The organism is Mycobacterium sp. Marseille-P9652 (genome assembly GCF_902652685.1).
Lineage (GTDB): Bacteria > Actinomycetota > Actinomycetes > Mycobacteriales > Mycobacteriaceae > Mycobacterium.
Window position 1 is genome coordinate 71,150 of sequence record NZ_CACRUY010000017.1, and the last position, 19,644, is coordinate 90,793.

The 19,644-nt window shown below is 69.1% G+C and carries 17 protein-coding genes; 4 read left to right on the forward strand and 13 right to left on the reverse strand.

What is annotated here, in order from left to right:
• Positions 1-90: 90 nt before the first annotated feature.
• Positions 91-1,047, forward strand: coding sequence for a 5'-3' exonuclease (locus tag GPY60_RS11905; RefSeq protein WP_156687876.1), 957 nt, complete (start codon positions 91-93; stop codon positions 1,045-1,047).
• Between the two features lie 13 nt (positions 1,048-1,060).
• Here GPY60_RS11905 and GPY60_RS11910 read toward each other — a convergent pair whose 3' ends face one another.
• The 11 genes from GPY60_RS11910 to dop all read right to left on the reverse strand — a co-directional run bounded on the left by GPY60_RS11910 (position 1,061) and on the right by dop (position 13,139).
• The gene (locus tag GPY60_RS11910; RefSeq protein ID WP_156687877.1) at positions 1,061-1,807 is read right to left on the reverse strand and encodes a DUF4333 domain-containing protein; all 747 of its coding nucleotides are present in this window, start codon (positions 1,805-1,807) and stop codon (positions 1,061-1,063) included.
• Between the two features lie 65 nt (positions 1,808-1,872).
• Positions 1,873-4,653, reverse strand: coding sequence for a DEAD/DEAH box helicase (locus GPY60_RS11915; RefSeq protein ID WP_156687878.1), 2,781 nt, complete (start codon positions 4,651-4,653; stop codon positions 1,873-1,875).
• A 90-nt stretch (positions 4,654-4,743) separates the two neighbouring features.
• Positions 4,744-5,607, reverse strand: coding sequence for a twin-arginine translocase subunit TatC (gene tatC / locus GPY60_RS11920; RefSeq protein ID WP_370462700.1), 864 nt, complete (start codon positions 5,605-5,607; stop codon positions 4,744-4,746).
• 139 nt (positions 5,608-5,746) lie between these two features.
• Positions 5,747-6,001 carry a Sec-independent protein translocase subunit TatA gene (gene tatA / locus GPY60_RS11925; protein WP_156687880.1) on the reverse strand — a complete coding sequence of 85 codons (255 nt, stop codon included), beginning with the start codon at positions 5,999-6,001 and terminating at the stop codon, positions 5,747-5,749.
• Positions 6,002-6,073: 72 nt separating this feature from the next.
• Complete coding sequence (locus GPY60_RS11930; protein WP_156687881.1) at positions 6,074-7,048, reverse strand: helix-turn-helix transcriptional regulator; 975 nt, start codon at positions 7,046-7,048, stop codon at positions 6,074-6,076.
• Positions 7,045-8,055 (reverse strand): helix-turn-helix transcriptional regulator, encoded by a 1,011-nt coding sequence (locus GPY60_RS11935; RefSeq protein ID WP_156687882.1) that lies wholly within the window; start codon positions 8,053-8,055, stop codon positions 7,045-7,047. The genes GPY60_RS11930 and GPY60_RS11935 overlap by 4 nt, the downstream gene beginning before the upstream one ends.
• A gap of 201 nt (positions 8,056-8,256) precedes the next feature.
• Positions 8,257-9,615: a Pup--protein ligase gene (gene pafA, locus GPY60_RS11940; protein WP_156687883.1), complete on the reverse strand. Its 1,359-nt coding sequence runs from the start codon at positions 9,613-9,615 to the stop codon at positions 8,257-8,259.
• A 91-nt stretch (positions 9,616-9,706) separates the two neighbouring features.
• Entirely contained in the window at positions 9,707-10,453 is a 747-nt protein-coding gene (prcA, locus tag GPY60_RS11945; protein ID WP_156687884.1) for a proteasome subunit alpha, read from the reverse strand.
• On the reverse strand, positions 10,450-11,334 hold the full coding sequence (prcB, locus tag GPY60_RS11950) for a proteasome subunit beta (protein WP_156687885.1): 885 nt from the start codon (positions 11,332-11,334) through the stop codon (positions 10,450-10,452). The genes prcA and prcB overlap by 4 nt, the downstream gene beginning before the upstream one ends.
• Positions 11,331-11,525, reverse strand: coding sequence for a ubiquitin-like protein Pup (locus tag GPY60_RS11955; protein ID WP_156687886.1), 195 nt, complete (start codon positions 11,523-11,525; stop codon positions 11,331-11,333). The genes prcB and GPY60_RS11955 overlap by 4 nt, the downstream gene beginning before the upstream one ends.
• Positions 11,526-11,630: 105 nt before the next feature.
• Complete coding sequence (gene dop / locus GPY60_RS11960; protein ID WP_197283651.1) at positions 11,631-13,139, reverse strand: pup deamidase/depupylase; 1,509 nt, start codon at positions 13,137-13,139, stop codon at positions 11,631-11,633.
• Between the two features lie 164 nt (positions 13,140-13,303).
• Here dop and GPY60_RS11965 point away from each other — a divergent pair, with 164 nt between their 5' ends.
• Both GPY60_RS11965 and GPY60_RS11970 read left to right on the forward strand, forming a co-directional pair.
• Positions 13,304-14,515, forward strand: a complete 1,212-nt coding sequence (locus GPY60_RS11965) for a hypothetical protein (RefSeq protein WP_156687887.1) — start codon at positions 13,304-13,306, stop codon at positions 14,513-14,515.
• 10 nt (positions 14,516-14,525) lie between these two features.
• On the forward strand, positions 14,526-15,158 hold the full coding sequence (locus GPY60_RS11970; protein ID WP_156687888.1) for a hypothetical protein: 633 nt from the start codon (positions 14,526-14,528) through the stop codon (positions 15,156-15,158).
• Here GPY60_RS11970 and GPY60_RS11975 read toward each other — a convergent pair.
• Entirely contained in the window at positions 15,155-16,930 is a 1,776-nt protein-coding gene (locus tag GPY60_RS11975; RefSeq protein ID WP_156687889.1) for a hypothetical protein, read from the reverse strand. The genes GPY60_RS11970 and GPY60_RS11975 overlap by 4 nt on opposite strands.
• A 34-nt stretch (positions 16,931-16,964) precedes the next feature.
• Complete coding sequence (gene arc / locus GPY60_RS11980) at positions 16,965-18,794, reverse strand: proteasome ATPase (protein WP_156687890.1); 1,830 nt, start codon at positions 18,792-18,794, stop codon at positions 16,965-16,967.
• Between the two features lie 296 nt (positions 18,795-19,090).
• On the opposite strand from arc, the gene GPY60_RS11985 reads away from it, so the two are divergent.
• Positions 19,091-19,644: hypothetical protein (locus GPY60_RS11985; protein ID WP_156687891.1), on the forward strand; the 554-nt coding region annotated here is incomplete at its 3' end.

Genomic DNA, 19,644 nt, shown 5'->3' on the forward strand with positions numbered 1-19,644 from the left:
CCAGTGCGCGCCGAACGTCGACTTGTTGAGCGGATTTCAGCGAACGACCGACAACAAGTCGACGTTCGGGGCCGTGAGAACATGGCCGGGATGAAATCACCACTGTTGCTCCTCGACGGGCCCAGCATGTGGTTCCGCTCCTACTTCGGGGTGCCCTCGTCGATCACCGCGCCGGACGGCCGGCCGGTCAACGCGCTGCGCGGGTTCATCGACTCGCTTGCCGTGGTGATCACCCAACACCGACCCGGTCGGCTGGTGGTGTGCCTGGATTTGGACTGGCGGCCGCAGTTCCGGGTGGACCTGATTCCGTCGTACAAGGCGCATCGGGTGGCGGAGGCTGAGCCGGCGGGCGAACCCGATGTCGAGGAGGTGCCCGACGAGCTCACCCCGCAGGTCGACATGATCATGGACCTGCTGGACGCCTTCGGGATCGCGACGGCGGGCGCCGAGGGCTTCGAGGCCGACGACGTGCTGGGCACCCTGGCGGCGCGCGAACGCAGCGATCCGGTGGTGGTCGTCAGCGGCGATCGCGACCTGATGCAGGTGGTGTCCGACGACCCCGTCCGCGTCCGGCTGCTCTACCTCGGCCGCGGACTCGCGAAGGCGACGCTCTTCGGGCCCGCGGAAGTGGCCGAGCACTACGGCGTGCCGCCGCATCGGGCCGGCGAGGCGTACGCCGAGCTCGCCCTGTTGCGGGGTGACCCATCGGACGGTCTTCCCGGCGTGCCAGGCATCGGTGAGAAGACGGCGGCGGCGCTGCTGGCCCAGCATGGGTCGCTCGAGGGCATCCTGGCCGCTGCCAACGAGCCGAAGTCGAAGATGGCCAAGGGAATTCGCACGAAACTACTGGGGGCGACCGACTACATCGATGCGGCCGGCCGCGTGGTCCGGGTGGCCACCGACGCCCCGGTCACCCTCTCGACGGGGACCGACGCGCTACCGTTGGCGGCCGCCGACCCGCAGCGCACGGCCGAACTCGCGACCCAGCTGGGTGTGGGGTCCTCGATCGGGCGCCTGCAGAAGGCGCTCGACAGGCTGCCCGGGTGAGTCCTACCGGGTCCTACTGGGGCCGGCCGACCTCGTAGGTGCCCTTGTTGTCCTGGAAGGTCACGGTCACCTTCTTGGGCGCGCCGTCGATGCTGACGTCGCAGTCGAAGGTGGCGCCCTTCTTGACGACGGGGTCGTTGCCGCGATTGCACTTGACGTCCTTGACGTTCTTGGCGCCATAACCGTTGGTCTCGTCGGTGAGGACCTGCTGGACGCCGGCGTTGGCCTTATTGACGTCGAGCTTGGTGGTGACGAACCATCCCGGCCACAGGAAACCGAGCACCAGGATCGCGGCGATGACGACGACCCCGACGGCCGCGGCGATGCCGCCGATCAGGGCGCCGGAGCGCTTCTTGCCACCGGGTTGCTCATAGGGCGGGTACTGCTGGGGGTATTGGCCCGGCTGCCCGTATTGCCCGGGCTGGCCCGGCTGGCCGTATTGCCCGGGCTGGCCGTACTGACCGGGCTGGCCGTACTGCCCCGGCTGACCGTACTGGCCCGGCTGGGCGTACTGCCCGGGCTGGCCGTACTGGCCCGGCTGCCCGTAGCCCGGATATTGCTGGTACGGCTGCTCGGTGGGCTGCTGGTACTGGGGATACTCGGCCGGCTGCTGCGGGTATGCCGGCGCCTGCCAAGTGGCGTCCTGTTGCTGCTGCCACGGCTGGTTCTGCACCGACCCGACCTGAGTCGGCTCCGAGGATCGGTCACCGCCATGTCCGGGCGGTTGCCACTGCTGCTCGGATCCGTGCGGTCCGCTCATCGTTACTCCTCAGCCCCTTAGTCCTTGGCGTGTTTTCACGGTTCCCACCGTAGCTCCGGCTCAGCCTACCCGGCGTCAACTGCAACGACGCCGCGCCGGATGTCGTTGATGGCTTGCCTGGCGGTGGTCCGCAGCTCGGTCTCCGGCGCGGCGTTGCGCACCTGGTCGAGCAGGTCGAGCACCTGGCGGCACCAGCGGACGAAGTCGCCCGCCAGCAGTGGCGAGCCGGTGCCGCCCGGGTCGGCCGCGGCCAGCGCGGCGGCCAGATCGCCCGTGCGGGCCCAGCGGTAGATGACGTTGACGAATCCGTCGTCGGGCTCCCGGCTCGGGGCGATCCGATGCGCCTGCTCGTCCGCACGCAACTGGGCGGACAGGCGCGACGTCTGCTGCAGCGCCTGGCGGAGCCGCTGCGTCGGCACCTCCGCCGCGAGGGCGGAACCCTGCCCGTCACCTCGGGTCTCGTACAGGACGGCCGACACCACGGACGCCAGTTCCGCCGGCTTGAGGCCGGACCACGCGCCGGTGCGCAAGCATTCGGCGACCAGCAGGTCGCTCTCGCTGTAGATGCGGGCCAGGAGCCGGCCGTCGTCGGTGACGTGGGGGTCGTCGGCGGGCCCCTGGATGAAGCCGCGCTCGGTGAGCAGCCCGACGATGCGGTCGAAGGTGCGGGCCAGCGAGTTCGTGGCGGCGGCGACCTTCTTCTCCAGTTGCGCGTTGTCGCGTTCGATCCGCAGGAACCGCTCGGCCTGGCGGACCCGCTCCTCGAGTCCGGGCGTGTTGTGCTCCGGGTGCCGGCGCAGCTCCGCCCGCAACGACGTCAGCTCGGGGTCGTGGAAGCCGTCGTCGATGTCGCCGGTCCGCAACTTCCGGCCGCCGCGCTGTCCCGCCGCGAGGGGCAGCTCGGCCACCGCCGACCGCAGCGCCGAGGCCAGGTCGCGCCGCACGCGCGGCTGGCGGTGTTCGACCCGCTTGGGCAACGACATCGAACCGACCGGTTCCGACGCGCCGGAGTAGTCCGCCGAGGAAATCCGCCCCGCCCAACGGTTCTCGGTGAGCACCAACGGCCGCGGATCCGAGCCGTCGCGGGCCGACTCGAGCACCACGGCGAGTCCGCCGCGCCGCCCGTGGGTGATGTTGATGATGTCGCCGCGGCGCAGCGCGGCCAGCGCGTCGCTGGCCGCCTGCCGCCGCTGCAGTCGCGACGCGCGGGACTGCGCCCGCTCCATCTCCGAGATCTGCGCGCGAAGCCGGGCGTAGTCGAGCACCGGGGTGTCGCGGCCGCCCAGCTCGGCGGCGATCTCGTCGGCCATTTTCTTGCCGCGGTCTATACCGCGCACCAGCCCGACGACGGAGCGGTCGGCCTGGTACTGGGCGAACGACTGCTCGAGGAGGAGCCGGGCCTGATCGGGCCCCATGCGGTGCACCAGGTTGATGGTCATGTTGTACGACGGGGCGAACGAGCTGCGCAGCGGGAAGGTGCGCGTCGAGGCCAGACCGGCCACCGCGGCGGGGTCGGTGGTGTCCTCGCCCGGGTTCCACAGCACGACGGCGTGGCCCTCGACGTCGATGCCGCGCCGGCCGGCCCGGCCGGTGAGCTGCGTGTACTCCCCCGGCGTCAGCGGCACGTGCTGCTCGCCGTTGAACTTCACCAGGCGTTCGAGCACCACCGTGCGCGCCGGCATGTTGATGCCCAGCGCCAGTGTCTCGGTGGCGAACACGGCCTTGACCAGGCCGGCGGTGAACAGCTCCTCGACCGTGTGCCGGAATGCCGGCAGCATCCCGGCGTGGTGGGCGGCGAGGCCGCGCAGCAAGCCTTCGCGCCATTCGTAGTAGCCGAGGACGGCGAGGTCGGAGTCGGCGAGGTCGCCGCAGCGGTGGTCGATCACCTCGGCGATCTGCGCGCGTTCCTCCTGGCTGGTGAGCCGCAGCGGCGAGCGCAGGCACTGCGCGACGGCCGCGTCGCACCCGGCCCGGGAGAAGACGAACGTGATCGCCGGCAGCAGCCCGTGGGAATCCAATGTGGCGATGACGTCCGGCCGGGCGGGCGGGCGGTAGAACCGGGGGCGCGACGGCCCGCCGCGCCCGCCGCGCCCGCGGCGTGGCTGCCAATCGGCCAGGCGGTCGGCCTCGCGGCGATGCGCGATGGAGCGCAGCAATTCCGGGTCCACGCGCGGCTTTTCGCCGGCGTCTTGAGCGTGGGCCCGAGCGCTGCCGTAGTCGAACAGGTCGTAGAGCCGCCTGCCCACCATGACGTGCTGCCACAGCGGCACCGGCCGGTGCTCGTCGACGACCACGGTGGTGTCGCCCCGCACGGTCTGGATCCAGCCGCCGAACTCCTCGGCGTTGCTCACGGTCGCGGACAGGCTGACCAGCCGCACCTCGTCGGGCAGGTGCAGGATCACCTCCTCCCACACCGGGCCGCGCATCCGGTCGGCGAGGAAGTGCACCTCGTCCATCACGACGTACGAAAGCCCTTGCAGCGCAGGCGAATCGGCGTACAACATGTTCCGCAACACCTCGGTGGTCATGACGACCACGGGCGCGTCGGCGTTCACCGACAGGTCACCGGTCAACAGGCCGATCTTCTCGCGGCCGTAGCGCACCGTCAGGTCGGTGTGCTTCTGGTTGCTGAGCGCCTTGAGCGGCGTGGTGTAGAAGCATTTGCCGCCCGCCGCGAGCGCGAGGTGCACCGCGAACTCGCCGACCACCGTCTTCCCGGCCCCGGTGGGCGCGCACACCAGCACGCCGTGGCCCCGTTCCAGCGCCGCGCAGGCCCGCTGCTGGAAATCGTCGAGCGCGAAGGGCAGTTCGGCGGTGAACCGGGGCAGCTCGACGAGCTCACTCACGCAGACCCCTCTGTGCGCGAGTGTGCGCATATGTACGCGAGACGCGGCGTGTCGCCGTGCAAACACGCGCGCTCGCGCATCCGGGCGGGGCTAGGTGACATCGTCGTGCTGGCCGGCGGTATACGACGGCTCGGGAATCGGGGCGGGCGCCTCGATCACCGACGCCTCGTCGTCGGGAATCTCGGCCTGGGCCTCGCGCTTGGCCTTGCGCCGGTCGTGCAGGCGGGCGATCTGGATGGCGAACTCGAGGAGCACCGACAGCGCCACACCGAGGGCCAGCATCGAGAACGGGTCGGATCCGGGGGTGAAGATCGCCGCGAAGACGAACATCCCGAAGATCAGGCCGCGCCGCCACGCCTTGAGCCGTTCGTAGGGCAGCACGCCGACCACGTTGAGCATCACGATGAGCAGCGGGAACTCGAAACTGACCCCGAACACCACAAGCAGGTTGATCAGGAAGCCGAAATACCGGTCGCCCGACAACGCCGTCACCTGCACATCGCTACCCACAGTCAGCAGGAAGCCCAGCGCCTTCGAGAGCACGAAATACGCCATGACCGCGCCGGCGACGAAGAGCATCGCGGCCGGGACGACGAACGCCACCGCGAAGCGGCGCTCCTTCTGGTACAGGCCCGGCGTGATGAACGCCCACAGCTGGTAGAACCAGACCGGGCAGGCCAGCACGATGCCTGCCGACATCCCGACCTTGAGTCGCAGCATGAACTGGTCGAAGGGCGCGGTGGCCAGCAGCCGGCACTGCCCGTTGGGGCTGATGTCGGCCCGCGCCGACTGGGGCAGGGAACAGTAGGGCTGCCGCAGCCAGTCTCCGAGGCTTTCGAGGCCGAAGATCGAGTGCGAGTACCAGAAGAAGCCCAGGATCGTGGTGAGCAGGATCGCGCCGAGGGCGATGAGCAGCCGGGTGCGCAGCTCGGTGAGGTGATCGACGAGCGACATCGTCGCATCGGGATTGGTGCGGCTGCGCCGCTGGCGGGGATTGAGCCGTTTGAACAGGCCCGCCGTGCGCGCGGAAAGGCTGGGGTTCTTCACGACGCTGGATCAGTGGCGCCCGGCCACCGCGACGAAGGTCGCCGCGCTATGCCGGGCGTGCTTCGGTGTGACCCTGCTCGCTGGCAGCCGGGGGGTCGACCCGCTGCGACTGCACGGGCGCGGGGTGTTCCAGGGCGGACGGTTCGGCTTTGCCCTCGCTCTGCATCTCGCGCATCTCGGACTTGAAGATGCGCATCGACTTACCCAGCGAGCGCGCCGCATCGGGGAGCTTCTTGGCACCGAAGAGAAGGATGACCACGACCGCGAGGATCGCCCAGTGCCACGGACTAAGACTGCCCACTTTGTTTACCTCCAGACGTCCACCCGATGCTACCGCAGCGGGGCGAAGTGCCGGTGTCCCCGCGCCGCGCCGTCACCCGGGGCCGGCGGCCCCGTAGGCCGCCAGTGCGGCCTGCGCCGCACCGCGTACACGATGCGCCAGGCCGTCGGGTTCAAGCACCTGCACGGCCGGGCCGAAGCCGAGGACGAGGCGCGTCATCCAGTCGTCGGAGGCGTAGGTCATCACCGCCTCGCACGACCCGTCCGGCAGCTCGCGGACGTCACGCATCGGGTAGTACTCGAGCATCCACAGCGCCGGCGGCGCCACCCGCAGCCTGGCCGACGGCAGGGCGGGGTCGCCGTCGAACAGCGACGTGTCCGGCGGTGACTGCACCGCCGGCTGGGGCGGCGCGGCCGGCTCGCCCAGCTCCGTGGCGTCGACGATCCGGTCGAAGCGGAACAGCCGCACCCCCTCGGATTCCCGCGACCAGGCCTCCAGGTAACTGTGGCCGCCGATGAGCAGGACGCGGATGGGGTCGACGACCCTGCTGGTCAGGGTGTCCCGCGACGCCGAGTAGTAGTCGATGGCCAGGGCGTGGCCGGACTGCACCGCCGCCCGCACCGCGCCCGCGACCCGATCCTCGACGGGCGCCGGCTCGTCGGAAGCCGACACCGACGCTGTCGCATCCTGGCCGACCGCGCCCGCGGCCGCCTCGATCTTGGCGATCGCGCTGCGCGCGGCCTCGGGATCGACCACACCGGGGATGTCGGCCAGCGCCCGCAGCGCCACGAGCAGTCCCGTGGCCTCCGGCGACGTGAGCTTGAGCGGTCGGTCGATGCCCGCCGAGAACGTCACCTGGATGGTGTCGCCGGAGAATTCGAAGTCGATGAGGTCGCCCGGGTAATAGCCGGGGAGACCGCACATCCACAGCTGGTTGAGGTCCGCCTCGAGCTGCTTGGCGGACACCCCGAGCTCGGCGGCGGCCTCCGCGCGGGTGATCCGCGGATTGGCCTGGAAGTACGGGACCATGTTGAGCAGCCGGACGAGCCGGGTCGAGACCGGAGTCATTGGCGCCGCTCCCCCGCGTGGCCGCGCAGCCGCGCGACGACGTCGTCGCGCAGGCTTTGCGGCTCGAGGACGACGGCGTCGGCCCCGTAACCGGCGATGTCGCGCGCCAGCTGGTCGGCCGAGCCGACGTCGAGTTCGATCACCTGCCCGTCACGGTCGCCCAGCCGTTGCGCCGCGACCGGGCGTCCGGCGCGGCGCAGCGCGGTGGCACGCCCGTCGGCGATCCACACCCGGGCCTGTCCGCTGGTTGGAAAGGCGGTGAGCTCGGTGACCTTCTGCGCGACGATCGCGCTCAGGTCGGCGTCGTGAGGAACGGTGACCGCGCCGGGTGGGCCGATCGGTGTCACCCCGACGCCGATCCGCGAGAGCCGGAACACGCGGGTGTCGTCGCGGTCGCGGTCGTGGCCGACCAGGTACCAGCGACCCCGCTGGGTCACGACACCCCACGGCTCGACGGTCCGGGTGCTGTACGGCTCGGCACGTGACGGCCGGTGTGGGAACTGGACGGCCTGCCGGGAATCGATGGCGGACAAGAGGATTCCCAGCACCTCTTCCGAACCCCGCAGGCCGGGCACGCCGGGAGGCGACGCGATCGCCACCGGGGCCCCGGTCTCGAGCGGGTCGACGTCGACGCCGGCGGCCCGCAGCTTGAGCAACGCGCCCTGGGTGGCGGTGATGAGCTCCGGTGACTCCCAGAGCTGGGTCGCGACGGCCACCGCGGCGGCCTCGTCGGGCGTCAGCTCGACGGGCGGCAGCGAGTAGGCGTCGCGGTTGATCCGGTAGCCCTCGGTGGGGTCGAGGGCCGACACCCTGCCGACCTCCAGCGGGATGCCGAGGTCGCGCAGTTCGTTCTTGTCGCGCTCGAATATCCGTGAAAACGCCTCGGCGCTGGGGCTGTCCGAGTAACCGGCCACGGTGGACCTGATCTTGTCGGCCGTGATGTAGCCGCGGGTGGACAGCAGGGCGATGACGAGATTCACCAGCCGCTCGACTTTCGAGGTCGCCATTCGCACCAGGCTATTCGATGCGTGTCCTCCGCCGCCTTCACCGGTGCGCCGCGTCGCAACATTCACAGCGGTCACACCAGTCGCAGTCTCAGGGAAGGAGGGTGACGCTGGAAAGCGCTAGCACGGGTGATATCGACTTCGAGACTCGACCATAGGTATCCAGACGGTGCCCGTGTGACGGATGTGACGCGCCGACGACCCCTACATGCTGGCGATGAGGCGCTTGACCCGTTCGTCGACCGCGCGGAACGGGTCCTTGCACAGCACCGTGCGCTGGGCCTGGTCGTTGAGCTTGAGGTGCACCCAGTCGACGGTGAAGTCGCGTCCCGCGGCCTGCGCCGCGCTGATGAACTCGCCGCGCAGCCGGGCCCGGGTGGTCTGCGGCGGCGTGTCGACCGCCTCCGCGATGTCCTCGTCGGTGGTCACCCTCGCCGCAAGGCCCTTGCGCTGCAACAGGTCGAACACGCCGCGGCCCCGCTTGATGTCGTGGTAGGCCAGGTCGAGCTGGGCGATCTTCGGATGCGACAACTCCATGTTGTAGCGGTCCTGGTAGCGCTGGAACAGCTTGCGCTTGATCACCCAGTCGATCTCGGTGTCGACCTTGGCGAAGTCCTGGCTCTCGACGGCGTCGAGCTGGCGGCCCCACAGGTCGACGACCTGCTCGATCTGGGCGTTGGGCTCGCGGGTCTGCAGGTGCTCGACGGCGCGGCTGTAGTACTCGCGCTGGATGTCCAGGGCGCTGGCCTGCCGCCCGCCCGCCAGCCGCACCGGCCGCCGGCCGGTGACGTCGTGGCTGACCTCCCTGATGGCGCGGATCGGGTTGTCCAGCGAGAAGTCGCGGAACGGGACACCGGCCTCGATCATCTCCAGCACCAGCGCCGCCGTGCCGACCTTGAGCATCGTGGTCGTCTCGCACATGTTGGAGTCGCCGACGATGACGTGCAGCCGCCGGTACTTCTCGGCGTCGGCGTGCGGCTCGTCGCGGGTGTTGATGATCGGGCGGCTGCGGGTGGTCGCCGACGACACACCTTCCCAGATGTGCTCGGCGCGCTGCGAGAGACAGAACGTCGCGGCCTTGGGCGTCTGCAGCACCTTGCCCGCGCCGCAGATCAGCTGGCGCGTCACGAGGAACGGCAGCAGCACGTCGGAGATCCGGGAGAACTCGCCGGCCCGCACGATCAGGTAGTTCTCGTGGCAGCCATACGAGTTGCCCGCCGAGTCGGTGTTGTTCTTGAACAGGTAGATGTCCCCGCCGATGCCCTCGTCGGCGAGCCGCTGCTCGGCGTCGATCAGGAGGTCTTCGAGCACCCATTCGCCGGCGCGGTCGTGCGTGACCAACTGGACGAGGTTGTCGCACTCGGCGGTCGCGTACTCGGGGTGGCTGCCCACGTCGAGGTAGAGGCGCGCGCCGTTACGCAGGAAAACGTTGGAACTGCGCCCCCACGACACCACCCGGCGAAACAGGTAGCGGGCGACTTCATCAGGACTGAGTCGACGATGGCCGTGAAAGGTGCAGGTGACACCGAACTCGGTCTCGATGCCCATTATTCGTCGCTGCACGTAATCGAGGGTACTGGTTGTCCAAGCGGGACGGAGCGGAAGCCGCGCCCACGAATCCGAATCGCCTTTCGGCCGCCCTGCGGTAAAGCTCCTACTCTGACGCCTGACCGTCGGCTTCCGGCTCGGTGGCGCCGTCGGATTCCAGCAGCGATTCGAGGGTGCCGCGATTGATCCGCCGGAACGCGCGCCGCGGCCGATTGGCGTCGAGGATCGCCACCTCGAGCACGTCGAGGGCGGGCTGGTCGCCGTTGGAGGTGTCCGAGCTGCCGGCGCGCAGGGCAGCCACCGCGATCCGGAGCGCGTCCCGAAGGTCGGCGTTCTCGGCGTAGGACTCCTTGAGAGCCGTCGTGATCGGTTCGGTGGTGCCGCCCATCACGACGAAGTGTGGCTCGTCGGCGATCGAGCCGTCGTAGGTGATGCGGTACAACTCAGGCGGTTTGGTCTCGCCGTAGTGCGCGACCTCGGCGACGCACAACTCCACCTCGTAGGGCTTGGCCTGCTCGGTGAAGATGGTGCCCAGGGTCTGCGCGTAGACGTTGGCCAGCTGCCTGCCGGTGACGTCGCGGCGGTCGTAGGCGTAGCCGCGTGTGTCGGCGAACTGGATGCCGCCGCGGCGCAGGTTGTCGAACTCGTTGAACTTGCCCGCGGCCGCGAATCCCACCCGGTCGTACAGCTCGCTGATCTTCTGCAGTGACCGCGACGGGTTCTCGGCGACGAACAGCACGCCGCCCGCGTACGCCAGCGCCACCACGCTGCGTCCCCGCGCGATGCCCTTGCGCGCGAGTTCGCTGCGCTCGCGCATCGCCTGCTCGGGCGAGATGAAATACGGAAAGCTCACCTATCCCCCCGCGGCTCGCCGTCGGGACCGAATGTGTCTGCACGCGAACGGCTTTCGATGACCTCACGTGCGAGCTCGGCGATGCGCGATTCCGGGACCTCGGTCGCGCCCTCTGCGCCGATGGTGACCGCCGTGGGGTAGATGCCGCGGACCAGATCCGGTCCGCCCGTGGCGGAGTCGTCGTCGGCGGCGTCGTAGAGGGCCTCCACGGCCACCCGCACCGCCGAGTCGGCGTCGGTCACCCGGGAGTACAGCTTCTTGATCGACGACTTGGCGAAGATCGATCCCGAGCCCACCGACTGGTAGCCCTCTTCCTCGAGGTTCCAGCCGCCGGCGGCGTCGAACGACACGATGCGGCCGGCGCTCTGCGGGTCGGCGGCGTGGATGTCGTATCCGGCGAGCAGCGGGAGCGCGACGAGCCCCTGCATCGCGGCAGCGAGGTTTCCGCGCACCATGATCGCCAGCCGGTTCACCTTGCCGGCGAACGTCAGCGGAACACCCTCGAGCTTCTCGTAGTGCTCGAGTTCGACCGCGTACAGCCGGGCGAACTCGACGGCGATCGCGGCGGTGCCGGCGATGCCCGTGGCCGTGTAGTCGTCGGTGATGTACACCTTCTTGACGTCCCGCCCGGCGATCATGTTGCCCTGCGTGGATCGCCGGTCGCCGGCGATGACGACGCCGCCGGGATATTTCAGCGCCACAATCGTCGTGCCATGGGGCAGCTGCGCGCCCACACCCTGCTGGGCTCCGCTCGTCAGGCTCGCGGGCAGCAGTTCGGGCGCCTCACGGCGCAGGTAGTCGGCGAACGACGACAGATTTACCGATGGGTTTCCCGGAAGTGCGAAATTGGTGGACAGGCGATCAGAGAACGACCAGGTCACTGTCCGCCCTTCTGGACGTACGCGCGGACGAAGTCCTCGGCGTTCTCCTCGAGGACGTCGTCAATCTCGTCAAGCAGATCGTCGGTCTCCTCGGCCAGCTTCTCGCGGCGCTCCTGACCCGCGGCCGTGCTGCCGGCGAGGTCTTCCTCGTCGCCGCCGCCACCGCCCCGCTTGGTCTGCTCTTGAGCCATCGCCGCCTCCTGCGTTTGTCATCGGCTCGTGTAAACCCACGTCACACGCCCGCTTGGTCTTTCTACCCTACCGGTCGACACTGACGTTTCCCTGGTTAACGAGGTTCAGCTGGTCAGTTGTTCCACCAGCTCCACCGCGCTGTCCACCGAGTCAAGCAGCGCCCCGACGTGCGCCTTGCTGCCGCGCAGCGGCTCCAGCGTCGGGATGCGGACCAGCGAGTCGCCACCGAGGTCGAAGATCACCGAGTCCCAGCTGGCCGCGGCGATGTCGGCGCCGAACCGGCGCAGGCATTCGCCGCGGAAGTAGGCCCGCGTGTCGGTCGGCGGATTGTCGACGGCCTCGAGCACCTGGTGCTCGGTCACCAGACGTTTCATCGAGCCGCGGGCGACGAGCCGGTTGTACAGGCCCTTGTCCAGCCGGACGTCCGAGTACTGGAGGTCGACCAGGTGCAGCCGGGGCGCCGACCAGTTCAGGTTCTCGCGTTGTCGGAAGCCTTCCAGCAACCGCAACTTGGCGGGCCAGTCCAGCAGCTCGGCGCATTCCAGCGGGTCGCGTTCGAGCAGGTCGAGCACGTGCGCCCAGGTCTCCACGATGTCGGCCGCGCGCGGATCGGGATCGCGACCGTCGACCAGCTTGGCCACCCGGTCGAGGTAGATCCTTTGCAGCGCAAGGGCGGTCATCTCCCGACCGTCCGCCAGCGCCACCGCGACCCGCAGCGACGGGTCGCGGCTGATCGCGTGCACCGCGTGCACCGGCCGGGCCAGCGTCAGGTCGCTGAGGTCGATGCCGTGGGCGGGGCCCTCCTCGATCAGGTCCAGGACCAGCGCCGTCGTCCCCAGCTTGAGGTAGGTCGACGTCTCGGCGAGGTTGGCGTCGCCGATGATGACGTGCAGCCGCCGGTAGCGGTCGGCGTCGGCGTGGGGCTCGTCGCGGGTGTTGATGATGCCGCGCTTGAGCGTGGTCTCCAGCCCGACCTCGACCTCGATGTAGTCGGAGCGCTGGGACAGCTGGAAGCCCGGCTCGTCACCGGAAGGGCCGATGCCGACCCGGCCGGAACCCGTGACGACCTGGCGCGACACCAGAAACGGGGTCAGGCCGGCGATGATGGCCGAGAACGGCGTCTGGCGCGACATCAGGTAGTTCTCGTGGGAGCCGTAGGAGGCGCCCTTGCCGTCGACGTTGTTCTTGTAGAGCTGCAGCTTCGCGGCGCCCGGGACGCTGGCGACGTGCCGGGCGGCGGCCTCCATCACCCGCTCGCCCGCCTTGTCCCAGATGACGGCGTCGAGGGGGTCGGTGCACTCGGGCGCGGAGTATTCGGGGTGCGCGTGGTCGACGTAGAGGCGCGCGCCGTTGGTCAGGATCATGTTCGCCGCGCCAACCTCGTCAGCGTCGACCACCGGCGGCGGCCCGGCCGAGCGGCTCAGGTCGAAGCCGCGGGCGTCGCGCAGCGGCGATTCCACCTCGTAGTCCCAGCGGGTGCGCTTGGCGCGCTGGATGCCGGCGGCCGCCGCGTATGCCAGCACCGCCTGCGTCGAGGTGAGGATCGGGTTGGCGGTCGGGTCCGACGGCGACGAGATGCCGTACTCGACCTCCGTCCCGATAATCCGTTGCATACCAGTAAGCCTAGGCGCGCCGACGAAGCGCCCCGCGATGGGGGAACCGCCCAGCCGCGAAGCGGCGAGGGGGACGGGGCAGGCAGGGCCTCCTTCGCGACGCGCGCGGACCAAGTGCGACAACCGCCGCCGCGGGTGTCCGCGCCGCCGTAGGGTGACGCGGCATGGACCTGTCGCTTCGCCGCACGCCGGGCGGCCGGGCTTCGCCAAGCGCCTCGAATGATGCCGCGGCCGAAAGCTGGTTCCTGGAACGCGGTTTGCCCGCGGTGCTGACCCGACGGTCACGGTGGCGGCGGCTGTGGCCGCGGTCTGCCCCGATGCTTGGGGCCTACGCGACGCTGCAGGCCAGCATCCTGCCGATTCACCTGATCACCGGCGGTCACGACGTCGAGATCACCGGCAAACCCACGACCTCGCAGGTGGTGGTGCTGACGATCATCGGCTCCGCTCTGCCGTTGATGGCCCTCGTCGGCTGGCTCGTGTCCCGGTCGCGAAGCGGGCGCACCCGAACCGCGATAGCCGCCGTCTCCGTGGGCGTCGTCGCCTGCGTCGAGACGATCGTCGCGGGACCCGGCCAACTGCTGCAGGAGGCGGTGGTCATCGCCGCCGTGTTGCTGTTGACCGGCTCGGGCGTCGGTTCGGTCGTCGGCTGGGCCTGGCGAATGATGCTGTCGCACTTCGCATCCATCGGCGCGCTGGCGGTTCGCGCTCTGCCCGTCGTCCTGCTCACCGCGTTGGTGTTCTTCAACACCTACGTATGGCTCATGGCGGCCACGATCAGCGGTGAACGCCTCACGCTCGCCGTGGCCTTTCTCGTCTCGATCGCCGCGGCATTCGTCGTCTCCGCCACCCACGAGCGCGTCCGGCCGATGCTGCGGTCGACAACAGCAATGCCCGGCGACCCGTCGCGGCTGACCGGGACCCCGTTCGCGACCATGCCGGATGCGCCCCGCGCCGCCCCGCTGAAACGGACGGAACGCCTCAACGTGGTGTTCGTGCTGGCCGCCTCGCAGTTTGCGCAGATCTTGGTGCTGGCCGTGGTCACCGCCCTGATCTACCTGATCTTCGGCATGATCCTGCTCGACCCCCCGCTGCTCAACGAGTGGACCCACAGCTACCGGAGCACCGCGACCGTCCTGGGATTCACGCTGCCGGTGCCGCATTCGCTCATCCACATGTGCCTGTTCCTCGGCGCGTTGACGTTCATGTACATCAGCGCGCGGGCGGCCGGGGACGCCGAATATCGCTCCACGTTCCTCGACCCGCTGATCGACGATCTGAGCACGGCCCTGGTCGCGCGCGACCGCTACCGGGGCTCCATCGGCCGCGCTCCGGCCGCCGCGCGCCGTGTTGACGCGACCCACCCGAGTGATTAACTTCACCCTGGTGTCCGCCCCCCAGCACGGCAAACACTCGGCCGATCTGTCCGGAAAGCGTTACGGCGAGGTGCTTCTGGTAACGCCCGGCGAGGCGGGCCCGCAGGCAACGGTCTACAACAGCTTCCCGCTCAACGACTGCCCCGACGAACTGTGGTCGAAGCTCGACGCCCAGGAAATCGCCAAGGAGCACGGCGCCGCCACGGTGCTGCTCAACGGTCCGCGCTACTGGTTGATGAACGCCATCGAGAAGCAGCAGCAGGGGCCGCAGATCATCAAGAACTTCGGGGGCATCGAGATGATCCAGCAGGCGACGGTCCTGCTGTCGTCGATGAACCCCGCGCCGTACGTCCCGAACAAGGTCAGCCGCCACACCGTCTTCGTCTTCAACGCCGGCGAGGAGGTCTATGAGCTCCAGGACCCCCACGGGCACCGCTGGGTCATGCAGACGCTGAGCCAGGTCGCGGACCCCAAACTGTCCAGGGCTGACCTGCGCAGGCTGGACGAGCGGCTCAAGCTGCCCGATGGGTGGTCCTACCAACCTAGGGTCCTGGACAGTGAGCTGCGCATCGACACGACGTCCCGCGCCGCCCAGGTGCTGCAGGACGACCTGACGAACAGCTATTCGCTGATAGAGGCTTAGCCCCGGTTCGCTATCCAGCTGCGGTGCCGCACGGCGGCCTTCCGCGCGGCTTTGGCCAGGGCGCGGTCCGGCATATGACGACCCAGGACATCGAGCACCTCGGCCGTCTCGCGTGCGGGATGCCGCCACATGCTCTCCAGCAGTTCCGACGGCTCGGACATGCTGGTGAAAAGCGCGCACAAGTCATCGGGATCGTCCACTTTCTCGGCAAGCATGTCGACAAGTACCCCGACGTCGACGAAGCTGCCCAGCGTCGACGCGTCGGCCCGCTCATGCGCGATCAACCACAGCGCCGCATGGCCGGCGACCGGGGTGTCCAGCAACTGGCGGACGAAGGGCTCGGCCGCGTCCAGGTCGAGATAGCCCAGGGCGACGAAGCCCATGATGCGACTCGCCGCGTCCGCGGTACCCGCTATCGCCTCGGTGAGGATCTGGGCTCGGTCTCCCGCTGGCAGCTCGCGCCGCCAAGCGGCAACCACGGCCTCGCGCTGGGTGTCCGGGACCGACAACAAAGCCTCGATCAACGCGGCGCCGTCGGCGTCGGCCACACCGTCGACGCGCCGCAGCTCGTAGCCGGCGTGGTCGACGTAATTTGGCAGGACGTGGCGCCCAAGCGCGGTCAGTGTCACCGAGCCACCGGTCAAATAGCGGCGCCCGAACTGTTGCGGCACTTCCTCGCGGCCGGCCCAACGCACGACACCGGCCGCCTCGAGGACCTCCACGATGCGGCCGATGCCCTCCTCGGCGACCTCGTCGAACGAGTCGATCTCGTCCGGCCAGTACCGCCTCCGCTGACCAGACGTCACCGCCTCGGCGATCGTCAGGAGCGACTCGAACGGCACTGCCGCGTTCTCCTGTGCCAGCAACGGGGCGAGCAAGTGCACGATCGCATCGTCGAGCAGCTGCAGCAGCCCGTCCGGATACAGCATGCCCGAACACAGTGATTCCGCCGGACCCAGTCGGGCGGTGGCAGCGAAAAGCGCCTCTGCGCGCTGGACGGGCGAGCGGAGGGCCCACGCCCGCACGGGCACCATGCGGCATTGCTGCACGACCACGGCACCGCTCTCGATGGCGACGTCCAGGATGAAATTCAGTTCGTGCAACGTCGCCGTCGACGTGGTTCGCCAGATCTCGTCGCCGACGTGCAGGTCCATCTCGTCGCCGGTGTCGAGCAGTTCGATCAGGGCGCGGCCGTCGTCCAATTCGACGTTGCCTTTGTCGGTCAACCGCTTGCCGTCGGGGCCGAGGTAGTCGCGCAGCACATCGATTTTCGTGAGCAACGACGCCCCGGCCGCGGCCTCGGCTACCTCGGCGAGGTCCGGCGGGATGTACACAAACGGCAGCTCGTAGGGCTCGGGCTCGGGCTCGTCGCCGTCGTCCTCGCGCGTTTCCGCGAGCACGGTCGGGGCCAGGTCGTCGGCCAGCCGCCTGAGTCGGACGGCGCGCTCGACCCCGCCGATCAGACGGCCCGTCGCCGCCATGAAGTCGACGTAGACGCCGACCGCAAAGCACAGTGACACCGCGGCGTCGGGCTGCCCGGTCAATCGCGGCGGAACCCACTCCAGGAGAAACTCGGCGACCTCGCCGGGCGTGAATTCGTCGAGAACGCCGGTGGATTCGTGATAGCGCCAGTCCAGGAACAAGCCGACGTCAGCGACCGTCTCGGCCCGTTCTTGGTCGGATCGCTCCAACCATCCGTGGAGCTCGCCGAGCAACGCCTCACGCGCCGCGCCGTAGGCGTCGTCGTCACCGGTGTCGAAGATCAGCCGCACCCGTGCGACGCTAGCCGCACGGGCCGACAATTTCTTACAGGTACTGACCCAGGTTCGACTCGGTGTCGATGGCCCGTGACGCGCTCGACGACTTGCCGGTGACCAGCGTGCGGATGTAGACGATCCGCTCGCCCTTCTTGCCCGAGATCCGCGCCCAGTCGTCGGGGTTGGTGGTGTTGGGCAGGTCCTCGTTCTCGGCGAACTCGTCGACGATCGAATCGAGCAGATGCTGTATCCGCAGACCGGGCTGACCCGTCTCGAGCACCGACTTGATCGCGTTCTTCTTCGCCCGGTCGACCACGTTCTGGATCATCGCCCCGGAGTTGAAGTCCTTGAAGTACATGACTTCCTTGTCACCGTTGGCGTAGGTGACCTCCAGGAACCGGTTGTCGTCGATCTCGGCGTACATCCGCTCGACGACCTTCTCGATCATCCCCTTGATGCAAGCCGACCGGTCGCCGTCGAACTCGGTGAGGTCGTCGGCGTGCAGCGGCAGCGACTCGGTGAGGTACTTCGAGAAGATGTCCTGCGCCGCTTCGGCATCGGGCCGCTCGATCTTGATCTTCACGTCGAGGCGGCCGGGCCGCAGGATCGCCGGGTCGATCATGTCCTCGCGGTTGGAGGCGCCGATCACGATGACGTTCTCCAGCCCCTCGACGCCGTCGATCTCGCTCAGCAGCTGGGGCACGACGGTGGTCTCGACGTCCGACGAGACGCCCGTGCCGCGGGTGCGGAAGATCGAGTCCATCTCGTCGAAGAAGACGATGACGGGCGTTCCCTCCGACGCCTTCTCGCGGGCGCGCTGGAAGATCAGCCGGATGTGGCGCTCGGTCTCGCCGACGAACTTGTTCAGCAGCTCGGGGCCCTTGATGTTGAGGAAGTAGGACTTCGCCTCGCGGGCGTCGTCGCCGCGGACCTCGGCCATCTTCTTGGCCAGCGAGTTGGCCACCGCCTTGGCGATCAGCGTCTTGCCACAGCCGGGCGGACCGTAGAGCAGCACGCCTTTCGGCGGGCGCAGCGCGTACTCGCGGTAGAGCTCCTTGTGCAGGAAGGGCAGCTCCACGGCGTCGCGGATCTGCTCGATCTGCCGCGTCAGCCCGCCGATGTCCTCGTAGCTGACGTCCGGCACCTCCTCGAGCACCAGGTCCTCGACCTCGGCCTTGGGGATGCGCTCGAAGGCGTAACCGGCCTTGGTGTCGACCAGCAGCGAGTCGCCGGGGCGCAGCTTGCGGGGCCGGGTGTCGTCGTTGGCGGCGTCCGGCACGGCCTCGGGCAGGTCGGCGGCGACCAGCGGCTCGGCCAGCCAGACGATGCGCTCCTCGTCGGCGTGCCCGACGACGAGTGCGCGGTGCCCGTCGGCGAGCAGCTCGCGCAGGGTGGAGATCTCGCCGACCGATTCATACGTGCCCGCCTCGACGACCGTCAGGGCCTCGTTGAGGCGGACGGTCTGCCCCTTGCGCAGCGACGAGACGTCGATGTTGGGCGAGCAGGTGAGCCGCATCTTGCGGCCCGAGGTGAAGACGTCGACGGTTTCGTCCTCGTGCGTGGACAGCAGCACCCCGTAGCCGCTGGGCGGCTGCCCGAGCCGGTCGACCTCCTCGCGCAGTGCCAGCAGCTGCTGGCGCGCCTCTTTGAGGGTCTCCATCAACTTCGAGTTGCGGGCCGCCAGCGAGTCGATGCGGGCTTCCAGTTGGTGAACATCGCGTGCGGAGCGAGCGGAGGCGGGCGTGGCGGCCGCGTGCTCGAGTTGCTCGCGCAGCATCGCCGCCTCACGGCGGAGCTCTTCCAATTCGGCAGCATCGCCGCTGGACATGCCAGATTCGCGGGGGGTACCGAATGCTTCAGAACGCTCTGAGCCACCCATGTTGCGCTCCTTTCCCACACCGAAATGGCGTGGCGATACTTCAAAGCTACCGGCGATTGCCGGTTGATGTGCGCAGTCAAATACCCACGAAAAGTTAAGACTTTCGTCACGCTGGTAAATTCCTCGACGAATCCGGCTGATCGAAAGGGCGTGCAACGAACACCGTGACCGCAAAACGCCTCGCCACGGGCTCGGCCGGCTCGGGGGTCGTTACGGGGGCCGTCGCGGCTGTGACTTCGGTTGCACCGGCGGGCCCGACCCGGGCGCCGGACGGCCCGTAACCCCCGACCGACCGGATGCCTCGACACCCGCGCGCAGCGCTCATCGCCGCCACCGCCATGGTGGCGATCGCGGTCGCGGGGTGTGGGGCGAAGCCGCCCAGGATCGCGTCGTCGCCCACCGCACCCGCGCCGCCGCCCACCTCGGTTCCCGTCGCCGCTCCTCCCCCGACCGCGCCGTTGCCCGGCCCCGAAGCCCTCAACGCGGTGCTGACCCGCCTCGCCGACCCCAACGTGCCCGGCGCCGACAAGGTGAACCTGGTCGAAGACGCGACCGCCGAAAGCGCCGGACAGCTCGACAAGTTCGTAAGCGCGCTGCGCGACAACGGCTACCTGCCCATGACGTTCGCCGCCAACAACATCGCCTGGTCGGACAAGAATCCGTCGCACGTGATGGCCACCGTCACCGTCAACACCGCGCAACCGGCCAACCCGAGCTTCACCTTCCCGATGGAGTTCACGCCGTTCCAAGGCGGCTGGCAGCTGTCCAGGCGGACGGCCGAAATGCTGCTCGCGCTGGGTAAGTCGCCGGCTCCGACGACGAGTCCGTCCCCCAGCCCCCCACCTAGCCC

Bases quoted from the DNA above. Each gene is read 5' to 3' on its own strand.
- GPY60_RS11905 (WP_156687876.1), top strand. From the start codon at position 91: ATGAAATCACCACTGTTGCTCCTCGACGGGCCCAGCATGTGGTTCCGC.
- GPY60_RS11910 (WP_156687877.1), bottom strand. From the start codon at position 1,807: ATGAGCGGACCGCACGGATCCGAGCAGCAGTGGCAACCGCCCGGACAT.
- tatC (WP_370462700.1), bottom strand. From the start codon at position 5,607: ATGTCGCTCGTCGATCACCTCACCGAGCTGCGCACCCGGCTGCTCATC.
- GPY60_RS11930 (WP_156687881.1), bottom strand. From the start codon at position 7,048: ATGACTCCGGTCTCGACCCGGCTCGTCCGGCTGCTCAACATGGTCCCG.
- GPY60_RS11935 (WP_156687882.1), bottom strand. From the start codon at position 8,055: ATGGCGACCTCGAAAGTCGAGCGGCTGGTGAATCTCGTCATCGCCCTG.
- GPY60_RS11955 (WP_156687886.1), bottom strand. From the start codon at position 11,525: ATGGCTCAAGAGCAGACCAAGCGGGGCGGTGGCGGCGGCGACGAGGAA.
- dop (WP_197283651.1), bottom strand. From the start codon at position 13,139: ATGCAACGGATTATCGGGACGGAGGTCGAGTACGGCATCTCGTCGCCG.
- GPY60_RS11965 (WP_156687887.1), top strand. From the start codon at position 13,304: ATGGACCTGTCGCTTCGCCGCACGCCGGGCGGCCGGGCTTCGCCAAGC.
- arc (WP_156687890.1), bottom strand. From the start codon at position 18,794: ATGGGTGGCTCAGAGCGTTCTGAAGCATTCGGTACCCCCCGCGAATCT.